This window comes from Enterobacter wuhouensis (genome assembly GCF_004331265.1).
GTDB lineage: Bacteria > Pseudomonadota > Gammaproteobacteria > Enterobacterales > Enterobacteriaceae > Enterobacter > Enterobacter wuhouensis.
In genome coordinates, this window is sequence record NZ_SJOO01000003.1 from 318,648 (window position 1) to 332,684 (window position 14,037).

The following is a 14,037-nucleotide window of genomic DNA, read 5'->3' on the forward strand; positions in this document are numbered from 1 at the left end:
ACTTATCCCAGGTCGGCCATCAGGACTTTTGAACGGCGCTGATAGTTATACATCTCTTTCTTGCTCTCCGGCAGCGAGTCAATATCCACCGGCGTGAAGCCGCGTTCCTGGAACCAGTGAATGCTGCGCGTCGTCAGCACGAACAGCTTGCTGAGCCCAATCTGGCGAGCCTGTGCCGCCACGCGCTCCAGCAGCACTTCGCCGCGTGACGAGCTGCGGTAGTCCGGATGCACGGCAACGCAGGCCATTTCGCCGATCTTCTCTTCCGGGAAGGGATAAAGCGCGGCGCAGGCAATGGTCAGGTTATCGCGCTGGATGATGGTGAATTTATCGATCTCCATTTCCAGCTGTTCACGCGAGCGGCGAACCAGGATGCCTTGCTGCTCCAGCGGACGGATCAGTTCCAGAATGCCGCCGATATCGTTGATGGTGGCACGGCGGATCTGCTCCGCGCTCTCCATCACAATCTGCGTGCCGATACCGTCGCGGGAGAACAGCTCCTGCAGCAGGGCGCCGTCTTCCTGATAGCTGATCAGGTGGCTGCGGCGCACGCCGCTGCGGCAGGCTTTTACGGCGCCGCGCAGAAAGCGCACGGTGCCGGAGTGGTAATCTCCCGCCTCTTCCAGCTCTTCGACGCGCGCCTGCGCTTCGTTAGGGAATAACTCAGGCACAATCACCCCTTCTTCGTTTTCGACGCCCTGAGAGGAGCAAAACCCAATCATCTTTTCCGCCTTCAGCTTGATGGCTAACTGCGTGGCGATCTCTTCAGACGTGAGGTTAAAGCTTTCGCCTGTGACGGAAACGGCCACGGGGCCCATCAGCACGATGGCACCGCTGTCCAGCTGGCGGTGAATCGCCTCTTCATCAATACGGCGAATACGGCCGCTGTGGCAGTAATCCACGCCATCGTCCACGCCGAGAGGCTGGGCGATGATGAAGTTGCCGCTCACGACGTTAATATGCGCACCCTGCAACGGCGTGTTGTTCAGGCTCATCGACAGGCGAGCGGTGATGTCCAGCTGAAGCAGACCCGCCGCCTGCTTAACCAGTTCAAGGGTTTTGGCATCCGTGACGCGGGTATGCTTGTGATAAATCGGCTCATGGTGATGAGAGGCCAGGTTAGCATCAATCTGCGGGCGGGCACCGTACACCACGACCAGGCGGATACCCAGGCTGTGCAGTAGGCCGATGTCGTTGACAATGCTGGAAAAGTTTTCATGCTCAATGGCTTCGCCGCCGAGCATGATGACAAACGTTTTTCCCCGATGGGTATTGATATAGGGAACAGAATGGCGGAATCCCTGGACCAGTTCGGTTCTACGTTCCTTCACCATGGCACAACCCTTAATGAATGTTTATTCGTAATTTATGTATTTTTATTCGATTGTGGGCGCGTGTGCAAGCCTAAATTTTCTCCGGCACACAGAAAAGAATAAGTAATCCGTGCGTTAACGTATGATTGTTTACCCTTTTATAGATGACAGTTTATGCGTCATTCGTTAAAGTTTTCGGTCAATTTGGACTTTTTGTATTTCTTGCTCGGGAGAAGCATGTCGGGATCCAATTCAGCAATAAGCCGCCGCCGTTTATTAAAAGGGGCCGGGGCAATGTGGTTGCTTAGCGTCAGTCAGGTGGGTCTTGCCGCCACAAGCCAGGTTGTGGCTGTGCGCGTCTGGCCCTCGTCGACCTATACGCGCGTGACGGTAGAATCCAATCGCGTGTTGAAATACAAGCAATTTGCCCTCAGCAATCCTGAACGTGTCGTGGTGGATCTCGAAGGTGTTAACCTGAACTCTGTGCTAAAGGGGATGGCGGCGCAGATCCGCGGCGACGATCCTTTTATTAAATCGGCGCGCGTGGGGCAGTTCGATCCGCAAACCGTGCGCATGGTGTTTGAGCTAAAGCAGAATGTTAAGCCTCAGCTGTTCGCCCTTGCGCCCGTAGCTGCCTTTAAGGAGCGTCTGGTTATGGATCTTTATCCGGCCAATGCAACGGATATTCAGGACCCGCTCCTGGCACTGCTTGAGGATTACAACAAAGGCGATCTCGACAGGCAGGTTCCACCAGCGCAAAGCGGCCCGCAGCCCGGGAAGGCAGGGCGCGACCGTCCGATTGTGATCATGCTCGATCCCGGCCACGGTGGGGAAGACTCGGGAGCCGTCGGGAAATATCACACCCGCGAAAAAGACGTGGTGCTGCAGATCGCTCGTCGTCTCAAGGCCTTAATCGATAAAGAAGGCAATATGCGCGCCTACATGACGCGTAATGAAGACGTCTTTATCCCGCTGAAGGTGCGGGTGGCAAAAGCGCAGAAGCAGCGCGCGGATCTGTTCGTCTCGATTCATGCGGATGCGTTTACCAGCCGTCAGCCGAGCGGCTCTTCGGTATTCGCGCTTTCCACAAAAGGGGCGACCAGTACGGCGGCGCGATATCTTGCCGATACGCAGAACGCCTCGGATCTTATCGGTGGGGTGGGCAAAAGCGGCGATCGCTACGTCGACCACACCATGTTCGATATGGTGCAGTCGTTGACCATTACCGACAGCCTGAAATTTGGTAAGGCGGTGCTGGGCAAGCTGGGCAATATCAATAAGCTGCATAAAAACAGCGTCGAGCAGGCCGGGTTTGCGGTGCTGAAAGCGCCGGATATTCCGTCCATTCTGGTCGAAACCGCGTTTATCAGCAACGTGGAAGAGGAGCGTAAGCTCAAGACCGCTAAATTCCAGCAGGAAGTGGCGGAGTCGATTCTGGCAGGGATACGGGCGTATTTCTCGGACGGGGCGACGCTGGCGCGACGTGGTTAATGCTGTACGCCGGGTTATCGCCCGGCAGTTTTCACAAACGGCAGATACAAAAAAACACCCTTAAGGGTGTTTATTGTTTTTAGAAGTGTTGGTTGCGGGGGCCGGATTTGAACCGACGACCTTCGGGTTATGAGCCCGACGAGCTACCAGGCTGCTCCACCCCGCGTCCGTCTTTCTACTGTTGTAGAAACTTACTTCTTCAAATTTGATTGGTTGCGGGGGCCGGATTTGAACCGACGACCTTCGGGTTATGAGCCCGACGAGCTACCAGGCTGCTCCACCCCGCGTCCGTCTTTTTGCTTCGTATTTCAAACCACATCTGCGTTGACTTTCCTCGTTCACCTCAGTCACTTACTTGAGCAAGTTCCTAAGGATTCACTGCGTCGTCGCCTTGCTGTGATTCGAACTACTTCGCAAAAATTTCTACAGTCGTAGAAGATACTTCATCAAATTTTAATTGGTTGCGGGGGCCGGATTTGAACCGACGACCTTCGGGTTATGAGCCCGACGAGCTACCAGGCTGCTCCACCCCGCGTCCGTGGATGCGCACTATACTCGGATAGGTTTGTGATGCAACCCCTTTTTCACATAAAACATGATTTTGTATGCAAATTGAACGACATGGCTCCCTTTGGACTATTTTTTGTGCAAAATTTGCCAAAGGGCATGCGATTGCATTTCATTAGCTTTGGCGGTTTGTTATCTTCATCACGCGGATAAAGGCAACTTAAAGACGAGATATAATGAAAGGACGTTGGGCGAAGTATCTAATGACAGGCGCAATGGTGGCGATTCTTGCGGCCTGCTCTTCTAAACCGACCGATCGCGGTCAACAGTATAAAGACGGGAAGTTATCCCAGCCTTTCTCCTTAGTTAACCAGCCTGATGCCGTAGGCGCACCGATTAACGCCGGAGATTTCTCCGAGCAGGTCTATCAGATCCGCAATGCGTCACCGCGCCTGTACGGTTCACAGAATAACGTTTATAGCGCGGTACAGGACTGGCTGCGCGCGGGCGGCGATACGCGCAACATGCGCCAGTTTGGTATCGATGCCTGGCAGATGGAAGGGGCGGATAATTACGGTAACGTCCAGTTTACCGGGTATTACACGCCAGTGATTCAGGCTCGCCACACGCGCCAGGGTGAGTTCCAGTACCCTATTTACCGTATGCCGCCAAAACGCGGCCGCCTGCCGTCGCGCGCTGAGATCTACGCCGGTGCGCTAAGCGAAAACTACGTCCTGGCCTACAGTAACTCGCTGATGGATAACTTCATCATGGACGTGCAGGGCAGCGGCTACATTGATTTCGGCGACGGCTCTCCGCTTAATTTCTTCAGCTATTCCGGGAAAAACGGCCATGCCTATCGCAGTATCGGCAAGGTGCTGATCGACCGCGGCGAAGTGAAGAAAGAAGATATGTCGATGCAGGCGATCCGCGAGTGGGGCGAAAAGCACAGCGAAGCCGAAGTGCGTGAGCTTCTTGAGCAGAACCCGTCGTTCGTCTTCTTTAAGCCGCAAAACTTCGCGCCGGTGAAAGGGGCGAGCGCCGTGCCGCTGATTGGCCGCGCGTCCGTCGCATCGGATCGTTCTATTATTCCTGCGGGCACCACGCTGCTGGCTGAAGTCCCTCTTCTGGACAATAACGGCAAATTCAGCGGTCAATATGAACTGCGCCTGATGGTCGCGCTGGACGTCGGCGGCGCGATTAAAGGCCAGCACTTCGACATCTATCAGGGTATTGGCCCTGACGCAGGCCATCGCGCGGGCTGGTATAACCACTATGGACGCGTATGGGTGCTGAAGGCAGCGCCTGGTGCCGGAAACGTATTCAGCGGCTGAGTGTGGTATTCTGAGCGCAATACGGATTACTGTTCAGGGTGAGGAATACCTCACCCTTTTTACATCTGAGGTTTTATGTCTGTGGTAATTAGCGATGCCTGGCGCCAGCGTTTTGGCGGCACGGCACGTTTATACGGTGAAAAAGCCCTGCAGCTGTTTGCGGATGCGCACGTCTGCGTGGTGGGCATTGGCGGCGTGGGCTCATGGGCGGCAGAAGCGCTGGCGAGAACCGGCATTGGCGCAATCACGCTGATTGATATGGATGACGTCTGTGTGACCAATACCAACCGGCAGATCCACGCCCTGAGCGATAGCGTTGGCCTCGCAAAGTCAGAGGTCATGGCGGAGCGTATTCGTCTGATCAACCCTGAGTGCCGGGTGACGGTAATCGATGACTTCGTGACGGCCGATAACGTTGCGGAGTACATGAGCAAAGGCTACAGCTACGTCATTGACGCCATCGACAGCGTGCGTCCTAAAGCGGCCCTGATCGCATACTGCCGCCGGTATAAGGTTCCGCTGGTGACTACCGGCGGTGCGGGCGGGCAAATCGATCCCACGCAGATCCAGGTCGCCGATCTGGCAAAAACGATTCAGGATCCGCTGGCCGCCAAGCTGCGCGAGCGTTTAAAACACGACTTCAACGTGGTGAAGAACAGCAAGGGCAAGCTCGGCGTCGACTGTGTGTTCTCGACCGAAGCGCTGGTCTACCCGCAGGCGGATGGGTCGGTCTGTGCGATGAAGAGTACGGCGGAAGGGCCAAAACGGATGGACTGCGCGTCAGGCTTTGGCGCGGCCACCATGGTGACCGCGTCTTTCGGTTTTGTGGCGGTGTCTCACGCCCTGAAGAAGATGATGGCGAAGGCCGAACGTCAGGCCTGAGCCTCACGCGCGGCGTCCACTACCGCGTCGCTCAGCGCGGTCAAACCCTGACTGCGCGAGGCGCTAAGCTGGGCGCGTAGCCCTAGCTCATCGAACAGCACCAGCGGCGAATGCGCCTGCAGCTCGGCGGCGCTTTTGCCTTCCACCGCGGTTAACAGCACCGCCAGCAGACCGCGTACGATGCGGCCTTCGCTGTCGCCAAAGAAATGCATCTTCCCGTCAGAAACGCTAAACCCCAGCCATACGCGGTTCTCGCAGCCCGGGATCTCTTTTGCCTGCGCTTTCAGTTCGTCAGAGAGGGCAGGCAGCTGCTTTCCTAGCAGGATCAGCTGGCGATATTTATCTTCCCACTGTGTGAGTGGGGTGAAGGTATGTTTTAACGTCTCTTCGGTTATGACGGAGCCGAACGGGTGTCCGGCTAAAGCTGGGCTAGTCATTCATCCACCAGGAGTTCAAGGGCGCGGTCAACGGCGTCAACGAGCGCGTCGACATCGCTTTGCGTGTTATACGGGGCAAACGAGGCGCGTAGCGTACCGCTAACGCCCAGCGCCGCCAGAAGCGGCTGGGCGCAGTGCTGGCCGGCGCGCAGGGCAATGCCGTATTCAGCGAGCAGGGTCACCATATCGCTATGATGTACGCCCGCAAAATCGAAGGCGAGAAGGCTGGAATCTTGTACGCGAAACGAACGGAAGCCCGGTCGTTTTTTGAGTTCCTCTTCCGCCAGCGTCGCCAGGCTTCGGCTCCAGCGCTCAGCCTGGACCACGTCGGTTTCCGCCAGCCATTCCAGCGCGGCGCTCAGGCCGATGACACCGGCCACGTTGGGCGTACCGGCTTCCAGACGATAAGGCACGTCCTGAGTTTTAAAGCCGTCGAAGGTCACTTCGGTGATCATCTTGCCGCCGCCGAGCCACGGCGTCATTTGTGCCAGCAGGTCGGGTTTGCCGTACAGCGCGCCGATCCCGGTTGGCCCGTAGAGCTTGTGTCCTGAGAAGGCATAGAAATCGATATCAAGCTTTTGCACGTCCGCCGGAAAATGCACCACGCCCTGCGCACCATCAACCATCACCACCATGCCGCTGGCATGGGCAATCTCAATAGCGCGAGCCAGATCCGGACAGCCGCCGGTGACGTTAGACATCTGGCCCAGCGCCAGAATACGGCTGCGCGAGCCGATAAGCTCAGGCAGACGCCCCACGTCCGGCAGGAGATCGGCACCCAGCGGAAGCTTCACAATGCGCGCGCCCGTCTGCTCTGCCACCATCAGCCATGGTATCAGGTTGGCATGATGTTCCGCTTCGCTGACGATGATCTCATCGCCCGGCTGCAGCATCGGGCGTGCATAGCACTGCGCCACCATATTAATGGCCTCGGTGGTGCCGCGCGTCCAGACGATGTTCTTCCCGCTTTCGGCGTTGATCAGGCGCGCAACCTGATCCCGTGCGGCTTCGTATTGCGCCGTCAGGCGCTGCGCTTCGGCAAACTGGCTGCGATGCACGTTCCCGGCGCTCAGGCTGTAAAACTGCTGCGTTGCCTCGATAACCGCCTGCGGCTTCAGCGCAGTGGCTGCGCTATCAAGGTAAATTCCGGCATCGGCCAGCGCCGGAAACTGTGCGCGAAACTGCGCAGGACTGAAAGCGTTCATGGAATTCCTCATGTCGATAAAGAGATCGTCGCGCAATTTCATCGGCAGGGCAAGGAGGTTGGTATCTATAAGATTTGTCTGCATATCCTGGCGACCTCAGAAAAGCAGGTTATGCTAAATAGTGTTAGGTGGATGTTTTAGCCTGTTATAAATCGAGGTTTGAATAGCATTAATTGCTAAAGGAGAATAATCATGAATAAGACAGCTGCAATCATTTCTGCCTGTGCGTTTACTTTTGCTCTGAGCGCCTGTTCTGGTAATAACTACGTGATGCACACCAATGATGGTCGTTCTATCGTTTCGGAAGGGAAACCGACAACCGATAATGATACCGGGATGATTTCATACAAAGATGCTAACGGGAACAAGCAGCAGATCAACCGCACGGACGTGAAAGAGATGAAAGAAATCGAGCATTAACAGTTCGACAGGCAAAAAAAAGCACCGCAAATTGGCGGTGCTACATTAATCACTATGGACAGACAGGGTAAATGTACAGGAAGTGAAAAATTGGTAGCGTTGCTACCGTGGTCTGAATCGCAGACCAATTGCAAACACAACAACACAACATCACAACCGTAAGCCAAAAGCCCTTCAGAACACGCATTCCAAAAAAAGCTTTTCGTTCCGGCTCAGGAAGTGCCGCCACTATAGGTATTTGCTGGTAGTTCCTCAACGGACAAATTATAATGGCTCAGATAAAAAAAACTAATAGGTTAAGCATTGTTTCCTATATGTTAAATCTTGTTAACATCTAAGCCAGATAACCATGTCAAAGCGATTGCCACCCCTCAATGCATTACGTGTTTTTGATGCAGCAGCACGTCACCTGAGCTTCACCCGCGCAGCAGATGAGCTTTTTGTGACGCAGGCCGCAGTAAGTCACCAAATCAAGTCCCTGGAGGATTTTCTGGGGCTAAAGCTGTTCCGCCGACGCAACCGTTCTCTGCTGCTGACTGAAGAAGGCCAAAGCTATTTTCAGGATATCAAAGAGATTTTCTCCCAGCTTACCGAAGCCACACGCAAGCTGCAGGCGCGCAGTGCAAAAGGTGCGTTGACCGTCAGTTTATTGCCCAGTTTTGCCATTCAGTGGCTGGTGCCAAGGCTCTCAAGCTTTAACTCAGCTTATCCGGGAATTGATGTTCGAATCCAGGCGGTGGATCGTCAGGAAGAAAAGCTCGCGGACGATGTGGACGTGGCTATTTTTTACGGTCGCGGCAATTGGCCGGGCTTGCGCGTAGAAAAATTATACGCAGAATATCTGCTGCCGGTCTGCTCACCTTTGCTGCTGACGGGCGAGAAGGCGCTGAAGACGCCCGCGGATTTGGCGCAACATACGCTTTTACATGATGCTTCTCGCCGTGACTGGCAAACTTATACCCGCCAATTAGGTCTTAACCATATAAACGTGCAGCAGGGGCCCATTTTTAGCCACAGCGCGATGGTGTTACAGGCTGCCATTCACGGGCAGGGCGTGGCGTTGGCGAACAACGTCATGGCGCAGTCCGAAATTGAGGCGGGCCGTCTGGTTTGCCCATTTAACGATGTTCTGGTCAGCAAGAATGCGTTTTATCTGGTTTGTCATGACAGTCAGGCAGAACTGGGTAAAATAGCCGCCTTCCGACAGTGGATACTGTCCAAAGCGGCGAACGAGCAAGAAAAATTCCGCTTCAGGTATGAACAATAACTTTTGTGTGCTGAGCACGCATCACTTTAGGATCGACACATGACCAGCCGTTTCATGCTGATTTTTGCCGCGGTGAGTGGCTTTATTTTTGTTGCACTGGGTGCCTTTGGCGCGCATGTGCTAAGCAAGTCTTTGGGCGTCGTTGAAATGGGCTGGATCCAGACCGGCCTTGAATATCAGGCTTTCCATACGCTGGCGATCTTTGGCCTGGCGGTGGCGATGCAGCGCCGAATCAGCATCTGGTTTTACTGGAGCAGCGTATTTCTGGCGCTGGGTACCGTGCTGTTTAGCGGTAGCCTGTACTGCCTTGCGCTCTCGCATCTGCGCCTTTGGGCGTTTGTTACACCTGTCGGCGGCGTCAGCTTCCTGGCAGGTTGGGTATTAATGTTTATCGGAGCCATCCGTCTGAAACGCAAGGGCGTTGTTCATGAATAAGGTTGTTTTATATTGTCGCCCGGGGTTTGAGAAAGAGTGCGCCGCGGAAATTACGGACAAAGCGGCGAAGCGCGAGGTCTTCGGCTTTGCCCGCGTGAAAGAGAATGCGGGCTACGTCATCTTCGAGTGCTATCAGCCTGAGGATGCCGACAGGCTGGCGCGCGAGCTGCCGTTCAGCTCGCTGATCTTTGCGCGCCAGATGTTTGTTGCGGGCGAGCTGCTGAAGGATCTGCCGCCGGAAGACCGCATCACGCCGATTGTCGGCATGCTGCAGGGCGTGGTGGAGAAGGGCGGCGATCTGCGCGTTGAGGTGGCGGATACCAACGAAAGCAAAGAGCTGATGAAGTTCTGCCGTAAATTCACGGTTCCGCTGCGCGCGGCGCTGCGTGACGCGGGCGTGTTGACCAACTACGAAACGCCAAAACGTCCGGTGGTGCATATCTTCTTTATCGCCCCTGGCTGCTGCTATACCGGCTATTCGTATACCACAAACAACTCCCCGTTCTTTATGGGCATCCCGCGCTTGCGCTTCCCGTCCGATGCGCCGAGCCGTTCAACGCTGAAGCTGGAAGAGGCGTTCCACGTCTTTATCCCGGCGGATGAGTGGGACGAGCGCCTGGCGAACGGCATGTATGCGGTCGATCTGGGCGCATGTCCGGGCGGCTGGACCTATCAGCTGGTGAAGCGCAACATGTGGGTGTCGTCTGTCGATAACGGCCCGATGGCGCAAAGCCTGATGGATACCGGACAGGTGACCTGGCTGCGTGAAGACGGTTTCCGCTACCGTCCAACCCGCAACAACATCTCCTGGATGGTGTGCGATATGGTTGAGAAGCCGGCGAAAGTGGCCGCGCTGATGGCATCCTGGCTGGTAAACGGCTGGTGTCGTGAGACGATCTTCAACCTCAAGCTGCCGATGAAAAAGCGCTACGAGGAAGTCTCCCAGAACCTGGCCTACATTCAGGAGCAGATGGACGAGCACGGCATTAACGTGGTCATTCAGGCGCGCCAGCTGTATCACGACCGCGAAGAGGTGACGGTACACATTCGTCGCTGGTGGGCTGCGGTCGGCGGACGTCGCGACGAGCGATAGGCCCCTCACCCTAACCCTCTCCCCAAAGGGGAGAGGGGATCTTAACGTTCTAACCGCAGCTGCTGTAAATTCCCGTCCAACTGCAGATCCGTTTGTAGCGTGGCTATCTCCCGGCAGATAAACGCCATTTCTTTATGCGCCTCCAGCTTCTTGCGCCATTTCTCCGGCACGTCATCCAGACGGGCGTAAATCCCTTCCAGATGTTGAAAATCCGTCAGCAGCTGCGCGGCACTCTTCGGCCCAATACCGGCTACACCTGGAACTTTCGAGCTGCTAATTCCCGCCAGCCCCCAGTAGTCAGGCAGTTGCTCTGGCGAGACGCCGAACTCGCTGGCGATAAACGGCGCGTCCAGCCAGCGTTTTTGAAAGTAGTCGCGGATACGAATGGTGGGGGAGAGCAGCTGGCAGTAGCCTTTGTCGGTAGAGACAATGGTCGCCTGATGTCCGGCACCGGCGACTTTGACGGCCAGCGTGGCGGCCAGATCGTCGGCTTCGTTACCCTCTGCGCCCCAGCAGGGTACGCCACGCTGCTCAAAGGCTGCACGTATCACGGGCAATTCAGCGTGAAGATCGTCCGGCATCGGTGCGCGTCCGGCTTTATAGTCGGGCAGGCGCTGGTGTCGCCAGCCCGTGTTGCGCGCTTCGTCGTCGAACACGGCAACCGCATGGGTGGGTTCGCTATGGCGGATAAGCTGTTCCAGCGCGTGCAGGCAGGTGTCCTTGCAGGGCGTGCCTTGTACCGCATGGATACGGCGGATCAGGTTGAGTGCATCGACGATAAGCAAATGAACGGCCACAGATATTCTCCCTAAAATCTAATGGGTAAAGGGTATCACTGTCGGCAGGATGAAACGAATAGCGAGAGGGAAAACAGGAAGAAGCCTCGCAAAACGAGGCTTCCTGAGAGGCTTAATCGCAGGTCACGATCTTCATCGCCAGGCCGCCGCGAGAGGTTTCGCGGTATTTGGCGTTCATATCTTTACCGGTTTCGTACATGGTTTCGATAACCTTATCGAGACAGACGCGCGGCTCGCTGGTGCGGCGCAGCGCCATACGCGCCGCGTTTACCGCCTTCACGGAGGCGATCGCGTTACGCTCGATGCACGGCACCTGCACCTGTCCGGCGACCGGGTCGCAGGTCAGTCCCAGGTTATGTTCCATACCGATTTCAGCCGCAATGCACACCTGCGCAGGGCTTGCGCCCAGCAGCTCGGCTAGACCCGCCGCCGCCATGGAGCAAGCCACGCCGACTTCACCCTGACAGCCCACTTCCGCACCGGAAATGGAGGCGTTCATCTTGTACAGTGAGCCAATCGCGCTGGCGACCAGCATGTATCGCGCCAGTGAGTTTGCGTTCACTTCGCGGATAAACTTGTCGTAATAAGCCAGCACCGCCGGAACGATACCGCACGCACCGTTGGTTGGCGCGGTGACGACGCGGCCGCCCGCGGCGTTCTCTTCGTTCACCGCCAGTGCGAACATGTTGATCCAGTCGACAACGGCCATCGGGTCGGTCGTGGTTTTGTCGGTGCTGACCAGCATACGGCGCAGCGCTGCCGCACGGCGCGGCACCCGCAGCTTGCCCGGCAGTACGCCTTCGGTGGTGATCCCGCGCTCGATGCCGCCGCGCATCACGTCCCAGACGTTTGCAAAGTGCTGCTCCAGCTCTTCTTTGCTGTGCAGCGCCAGTTCGTTTTTCATCATCAGGCCGGAGAGGGAAAGCCCCGTTTCCTGGCAGTGGCGCTGTAAGTCCGCCGCGTTTTTGTACGGATAAGGCACTTCAACAGCAGAACTGTTGGTTTGACCAAAGTGGTCTTCGTCGACGATAAAACCGCCGCCGATGGAGTAATACGTCTGGCTGTAAACCGCCTTGTCGCCGGCCAGCGCGGTAATGCGCATGCCGTTTTCGTGCAGCGACAGGTTGTCTGCATGGAAGTTCATGCAATGATCAACCGGGAATTCAACCTCATGCTCGCCGTTCGCCAGCAGTAAACGACCGTGGGTATTTACGTCCTGGATGAAGCCTGGGATCGCGTCAATATCAACGGTGTCCGGCAGGTTTCCCGCCAGGCCCATGATAATGGCGATATCGGTATGGTGGCCCTTACCGGTCAGGGAAAGGGAACCGTATACATCGACAACCACGCGGGTGATGTCGTGCAAAATGCCGCGTGCAATCAAGTCATCCGTGAATTGTTTACCGGCCTTCATTGGTCCGACGGTGTGAGAGCTGGAAGGACCAATACCGATTTTGAAGATATCGAATACGCTAATCATGATGCGTCCATTGCTATCAGTCAGAGGGGAGGAGTGCGCCGCCCGAGAGCGGCGCAGGAGGTATTAGCTGAACAGCGAGTAGAAAATAGCGGAGATGGCAATCAGGCCCATAATCACAACGAACACGTTGCTGATATGGCCGCTGTATTTACGCATCGCAGGCACTTTCTGAATCGCGTACATCGGCATCAGGAACAGAATCATCGCGATAACCGGGCCGCCCAGGGTTTCAATCATGCCCAGGATGCTTGGGTTCAGGGTCGCTACCGCCCAGGTGGTGAGCAGCATGAACAGCGCAGTGATTTTGTTCAGCTTGTTGATTTCAATGCTCTTACCTTTACCGCGCAGAGATTTAATCACCATACCGTTGAAGCCTTCACGTGCGCCCAGGTAGTGGCCCAGGAAGGATTTGGTGATAGCGATAATCGCGATGATCGGTGCCATCCACGCAATCAGCGGTGCGTTAAAGTGGTTTGCCAGGTAAGACAGGATAGAGATGTTCTGCTCTTTCGCCGCCGCCAGATCCGCAGGGGAGAGGCTCAGCACGCAGCTGAAGACGAAGAACATCACGGTCAGAACCATCATCACGTGAGCGCGCGCCAGGATGCTGGAGCACTTCTTCTCTGCACCGTTGCCGTACTCTTCACGCTTCGCAACCGCGAAGGAGGAGATGATTGGCGAGTGGTTGAAGGAGAACACCATTACCGGAATTGCCAGCCACAGCGTCAGCAGCAGGCCGTTACCGGTCGCGGATGCGCTGCTCATGGACAGGGTTTCCAGCGCCGCACCGTTCCACTGTGGGATCAGGTAGCAGGCCAGGACCATCAGGGCGGCAACAAACGGGAACACCAGAATGCTCATCGCTTTAACGATCATCTGCTCGCCGAAGCGCACGATGGTCATCATGCCGACGATCAGGATCAGAGACAGAATGGCGCGCGGTGGCGGCGTCATCTGCAGCTGGTGCGTCATGAAGCTTTCAACGGTGTTGGTGATGGCGACGCTGTAAACCAGCAGAATCGGGTAAATGGCGAAGAAGTAGAGCAGGGTAATCAGTTTACCTGCGCCGATGCCGAAGTGCTCTTCAACCACTTCCGTAATGTCTTCGCCCGGATTTTTACCGGACAGCACGAAGCGGGTCAGGCCGCGGTGTGCAAAGAAGGTCATCGGGAAAGCGATGATCGCCATGATGATCAGCGGGATCAGGCCGCCGACGCCTGCGTTGATAGGAAGGAACAGTACACCAGCGCCGATTGCCGTGCCGTAAAGGCCAAGCATCCACATGGTATCCGTTTTGCGCCAACCGCTTCGGGAATCAATCGAAGCAACGGTGCTGGTTTGAGTGGTTTCCATCTGTATCTCCTGGAGGAAGCAAA

General features: G+C 56.0%; 13 protein-coding genes and 3 tRNA genes. 7 read left to right on the top strand and 9 right to left on the bottom strand.

Features of this window, described 5'->3' with window-relative positions; all coding sequences use genetic code 11:
- Positions 1-2: 2 nt before the first annotated feature.
- Positions 3-1,334, bottom strand: a complete 1,332-nt coding sequence (gene argA / locus E0L20_RS09100; protein ID WP_131633675.1) for an amino-acid N-acetyltransferase — start codon at positions 1,332-1,334, stop codon at positions 3-5.
- A 216-nt stretch (positions 1,335-1,550) separates the two neighbouring features.
- Between argA and amiC the strand changes: the two genes are divergently transcribed.
- Positions 1,551-2,804, top strand: coding sequence for an N-acetylmuramoyl-L-alanine amidase AmiC (gene amiC / locus E0L20_RS09105; protein WP_131633676.1), 1,254 nt, complete (start codon positions 1,551-1,553; stop codon positions 2,802-2,804).
- 89 nt (positions 2,805-2,893) lie between these two features.
- Here the strand turns inward: amiC and E0L20_RS09110 are convergent.
- The 3 genes from E0L20_RS09110 to E0L20_RS09120 all read right to left on the bottom strand — a co-directional run bounded on the left by E0L20_RS09110 (position 2,894) and on the right by E0L20_RS09120 (position 3,339).
- Positions 2,894-2,970 (bottom strand) — tRNA-Met (locus E0L20_RS09110).
- A gap of 44 nt (positions 2,971-3,014) precedes the next feature.
- Positions 3,015-3,091: transfer RNA gene (locus tag E0L20_RS09115), tRNA-Met, on the bottom strand.
- A 171-nt stretch (positions 3,092-3,262) separates the two neighbouring features.
- Positions 3,263-3,339 (bottom strand) — tRNA-Met (locus E0L20_RS09120).
- A gap of 208 nt (positions 3,340-3,547) precedes the next feature.
- Between E0L20_RS09120 and mltA the strand changes: the two genes are divergently transcribed.
- Both mltA and tcdA read left to right on the top strand, forming a co-directional pair.
- Positions 3,548-4,645 (top strand): murein transglycosylase A, encoded by a 1,098-nt coding sequence (gene mltA, locus E0L20_RS09125; protein ID WP_131633677.1) that lies wholly within the window; start codon positions 3,548-3,550, stop codon positions 4,643-4,645.
- Between the two features lie 75 nt (positions 4,646-4,720).
- On the top strand, positions 4,721-5,527 hold the full coding sequence (gene tcdA, locus E0L20_RS09130; protein ID WP_131633678.1) for a tRNA cyclic N6-threonylcarbamoyladenosine(37) synthase TcdA: 807 nt from the start codon (positions 4,721-4,723) through the stop codon (positions 5,525-5,527).
- On the opposite strand, the gene csdE is transcribed toward tcdA, so the two are convergent.
- Together csdE and csdA are read right to left on the bottom strand one after the other, a co-directional pair.
- Entirely contained in the window at positions 5,518-5,964 is a 447-nt protein-coding gene (gene csdE / locus E0L20_RS09135; RefSeq protein WP_131633679.1) for a cysteine desulfurase sulfur acceptor subunit CsdE, read from the bottom strand. The two genes, tcdA and csdE, sit on opposite strands and share 10 nt — an antisense overlap.
- Positions 5,961-7,169: a cysteine desulfurase CsdA gene (csdA, locus tag E0L20_RS09140; protein WP_131633852.1), complete on the bottom strand. Its 1,209-nt coding sequence runs from the start codon at positions 7,167-7,169 to the stop codon at positions 5,961-5,963. Before csdA ends, csdE begins: the two co-directional genes overlap by 4 nt.
- Before the next feature lie 192 nt (positions 7,170-7,361).
- Between csdA and E0L20_RS09145 the strand changes: the two genes are divergently transcribed.
- From E0L20_RS09145 to rlmM, 4 genes are all read left to right on the top strand, one after another.
- Complete coding sequence (locus E0L20_RS09145; protein ID WP_008499648.1) at positions 7,362-7,589, top strand: YgdI/YgdR family lipoprotein; 228 nt, start codon at positions 7,362-7,364, stop codon at positions 7,587-7,589.
- 349 nt (positions 7,590-7,938) lie between these two features.
- Complete coding sequence (gene gcvA, locus E0L20_RS09150; RefSeq protein ID WP_131633680.1) at positions 7,939-8,856, top strand: glycine cleavage system transcriptional regulator GcvA; 918 nt, start codon at positions 7,939-7,941, stop codon at positions 8,854-8,856.
- 39 nt (positions 8,857-8,895) lie between these two features.
- Entirely contained in the window at positions 8,896-9,291 is a 396-nt protein-coding gene (locus E0L20_RS09155) for a DUF423 domain-containing protein (protein WP_003862756.1), read from the top strand.
- Complete coding sequence (gene rlmM, locus E0L20_RS09160) at positions 9,284-10,384, top strand: 23S rRNA (cytidine(2498)-2'-O)-methyltransferase RlmM (protein ID WP_131633681.1); 1,101 nt, start codon at positions 9,284-9,286, stop codon at positions 10,382-10,384. Before E0L20_RS09155 ends, rlmM begins: the two co-directional genes overlap by 8 nt.
- A gap of 41 nt (positions 10,385-10,425) precedes the next feature.
- Here the strand turns inward: rlmM and xni are convergent, their stop codons facing one another.
- The 3 genes from xni to E0L20_RS09175 all read right to left on the bottom strand — a co-directional run bounded on the left by xni (position 10,426) and on the right by E0L20_RS09175 (position 14,014).
- Entirely contained in the window at positions 10,426-11,181 is a 756-nt protein-coding gene (xni, locus tag E0L20_RS09165) for a flap endonuclease Xni (protein WP_131633682.1), read from the bottom strand.
- 112 nt (positions 11,182-11,293) lie between these two features.
- The gene (gene sdaB, locus E0L20_RS09170) at positions 11,294-12,661 is read right to left on the bottom strand and encodes an L-serine ammonia-lyase II (protein ID WP_131633683.1); all 1,368 of its coding nucleotides are present in this window, start codon (positions 12,659-12,661) and stop codon (positions 11,294-11,296) included.
- A 63-nt stretch (positions 12,662-12,724) separates the two neighbouring features.
- Positions 12,725-14,014 carry an HAAAP family serine/threonine permease gene (locus E0L20_RS09175; protein WP_131633684.1) on the bottom strand — a complete coding sequence of 430 codons (1,290 nt, stop codon included), beginning with the start codon at positions 14,012-14,014 and terminating at the stop codon, positions 12,725-12,727.
- Between the last annotated feature and the right edge of the window lie 23 nt (positions 14,015-14,037).

What these genes read in the sequence shown, in the direction of transcription:
- argA (WP_131633675.1), bottom strand. Translation starts at nt 1,334, where the DNA reads ATGGTGAAGGAACGTAGAACCGAACTGGTCCAGGGATTCCGCCATTCT.
- amiC (WP_131633676.1), top strand. Translation starts at nt 1,551, where the DNA reads ATGTCGGGATCCAATTCAGCAATAAGCCGCCGCCGTTTATTAAAAGGG.
- mltA (WP_131633677.1), top strand. Translation starts at nt 3,548, where the DNA reads ATGAAAGGACGTTGGGCGAAGTATCTAATGACAGGCGCAATGGTGGCG.
- tcdA (WP_131633678.1), top strand. Translation starts at nt 4,721, where the DNA reads ATGTCTGTGGTAATTAGCGATGCCTGGCGCCAGCGTTTTGGCGGCACG.
- csdE (WP_131633679.1), bottom strand. Translation starts at nt 5,964, where the DNA reads ATGACTAGCCCAGCTTTAGCCGGACACCCGTTCGGCTCCGTCATAACC.
- csdA (WP_131633852.1), bottom strand. Translation starts at nt 7,169, where the DNA reads ATGAACGCTTTCAGTCCTGCGCAGTTTCGCGCACAGTTTCCGGCGCTG.
- E0L20_RS09145 (WP_008499648.1), top strand. Translation starts at nt 7,362, where the DNA reads ATGAATAAGACAGCTGCAATCATTTCTGCCTGTGCGTTTACTTTTGCT.
- gcvA (WP_131633680.1), top strand. Translation starts at nt 7,939, where the DNA reads ATGTCAAAGCGATTGCCACCCCTCAATGCATTACGTGTTTTTGATGCA.
- E0L20_RS09155 (WP_003862756.1), top strand. Translation starts at nt 8,896, where the DNA reads ATGACCAGCCGTTTCATGCTGATTTTTGCCGCGGTGAGTGGCTTTATT.
- rlmM (WP_131633681.1), top strand. Translation starts at nt 9,284, where the DNA reads ATGAATAAGGTTGTTTTATATTGTCGCCCGGGGTTTGAGAAAGAGTGC.
- sdaB (WP_131633683.1), bottom strand. Translation starts at nt 12,661, where the DNA reads ATGATTAGCGTATTCGATATCTTCAAAATCGGTATTGGTCCTTCCAGC.
- E0L20_RS09175 (WP_131633684.1), bottom strand. Translation starts at nt 14,014, where the DNA reads ATGGAAACCACTCAAACCAGCACCGTTGCTTCGATTGATTCCCGAAGC.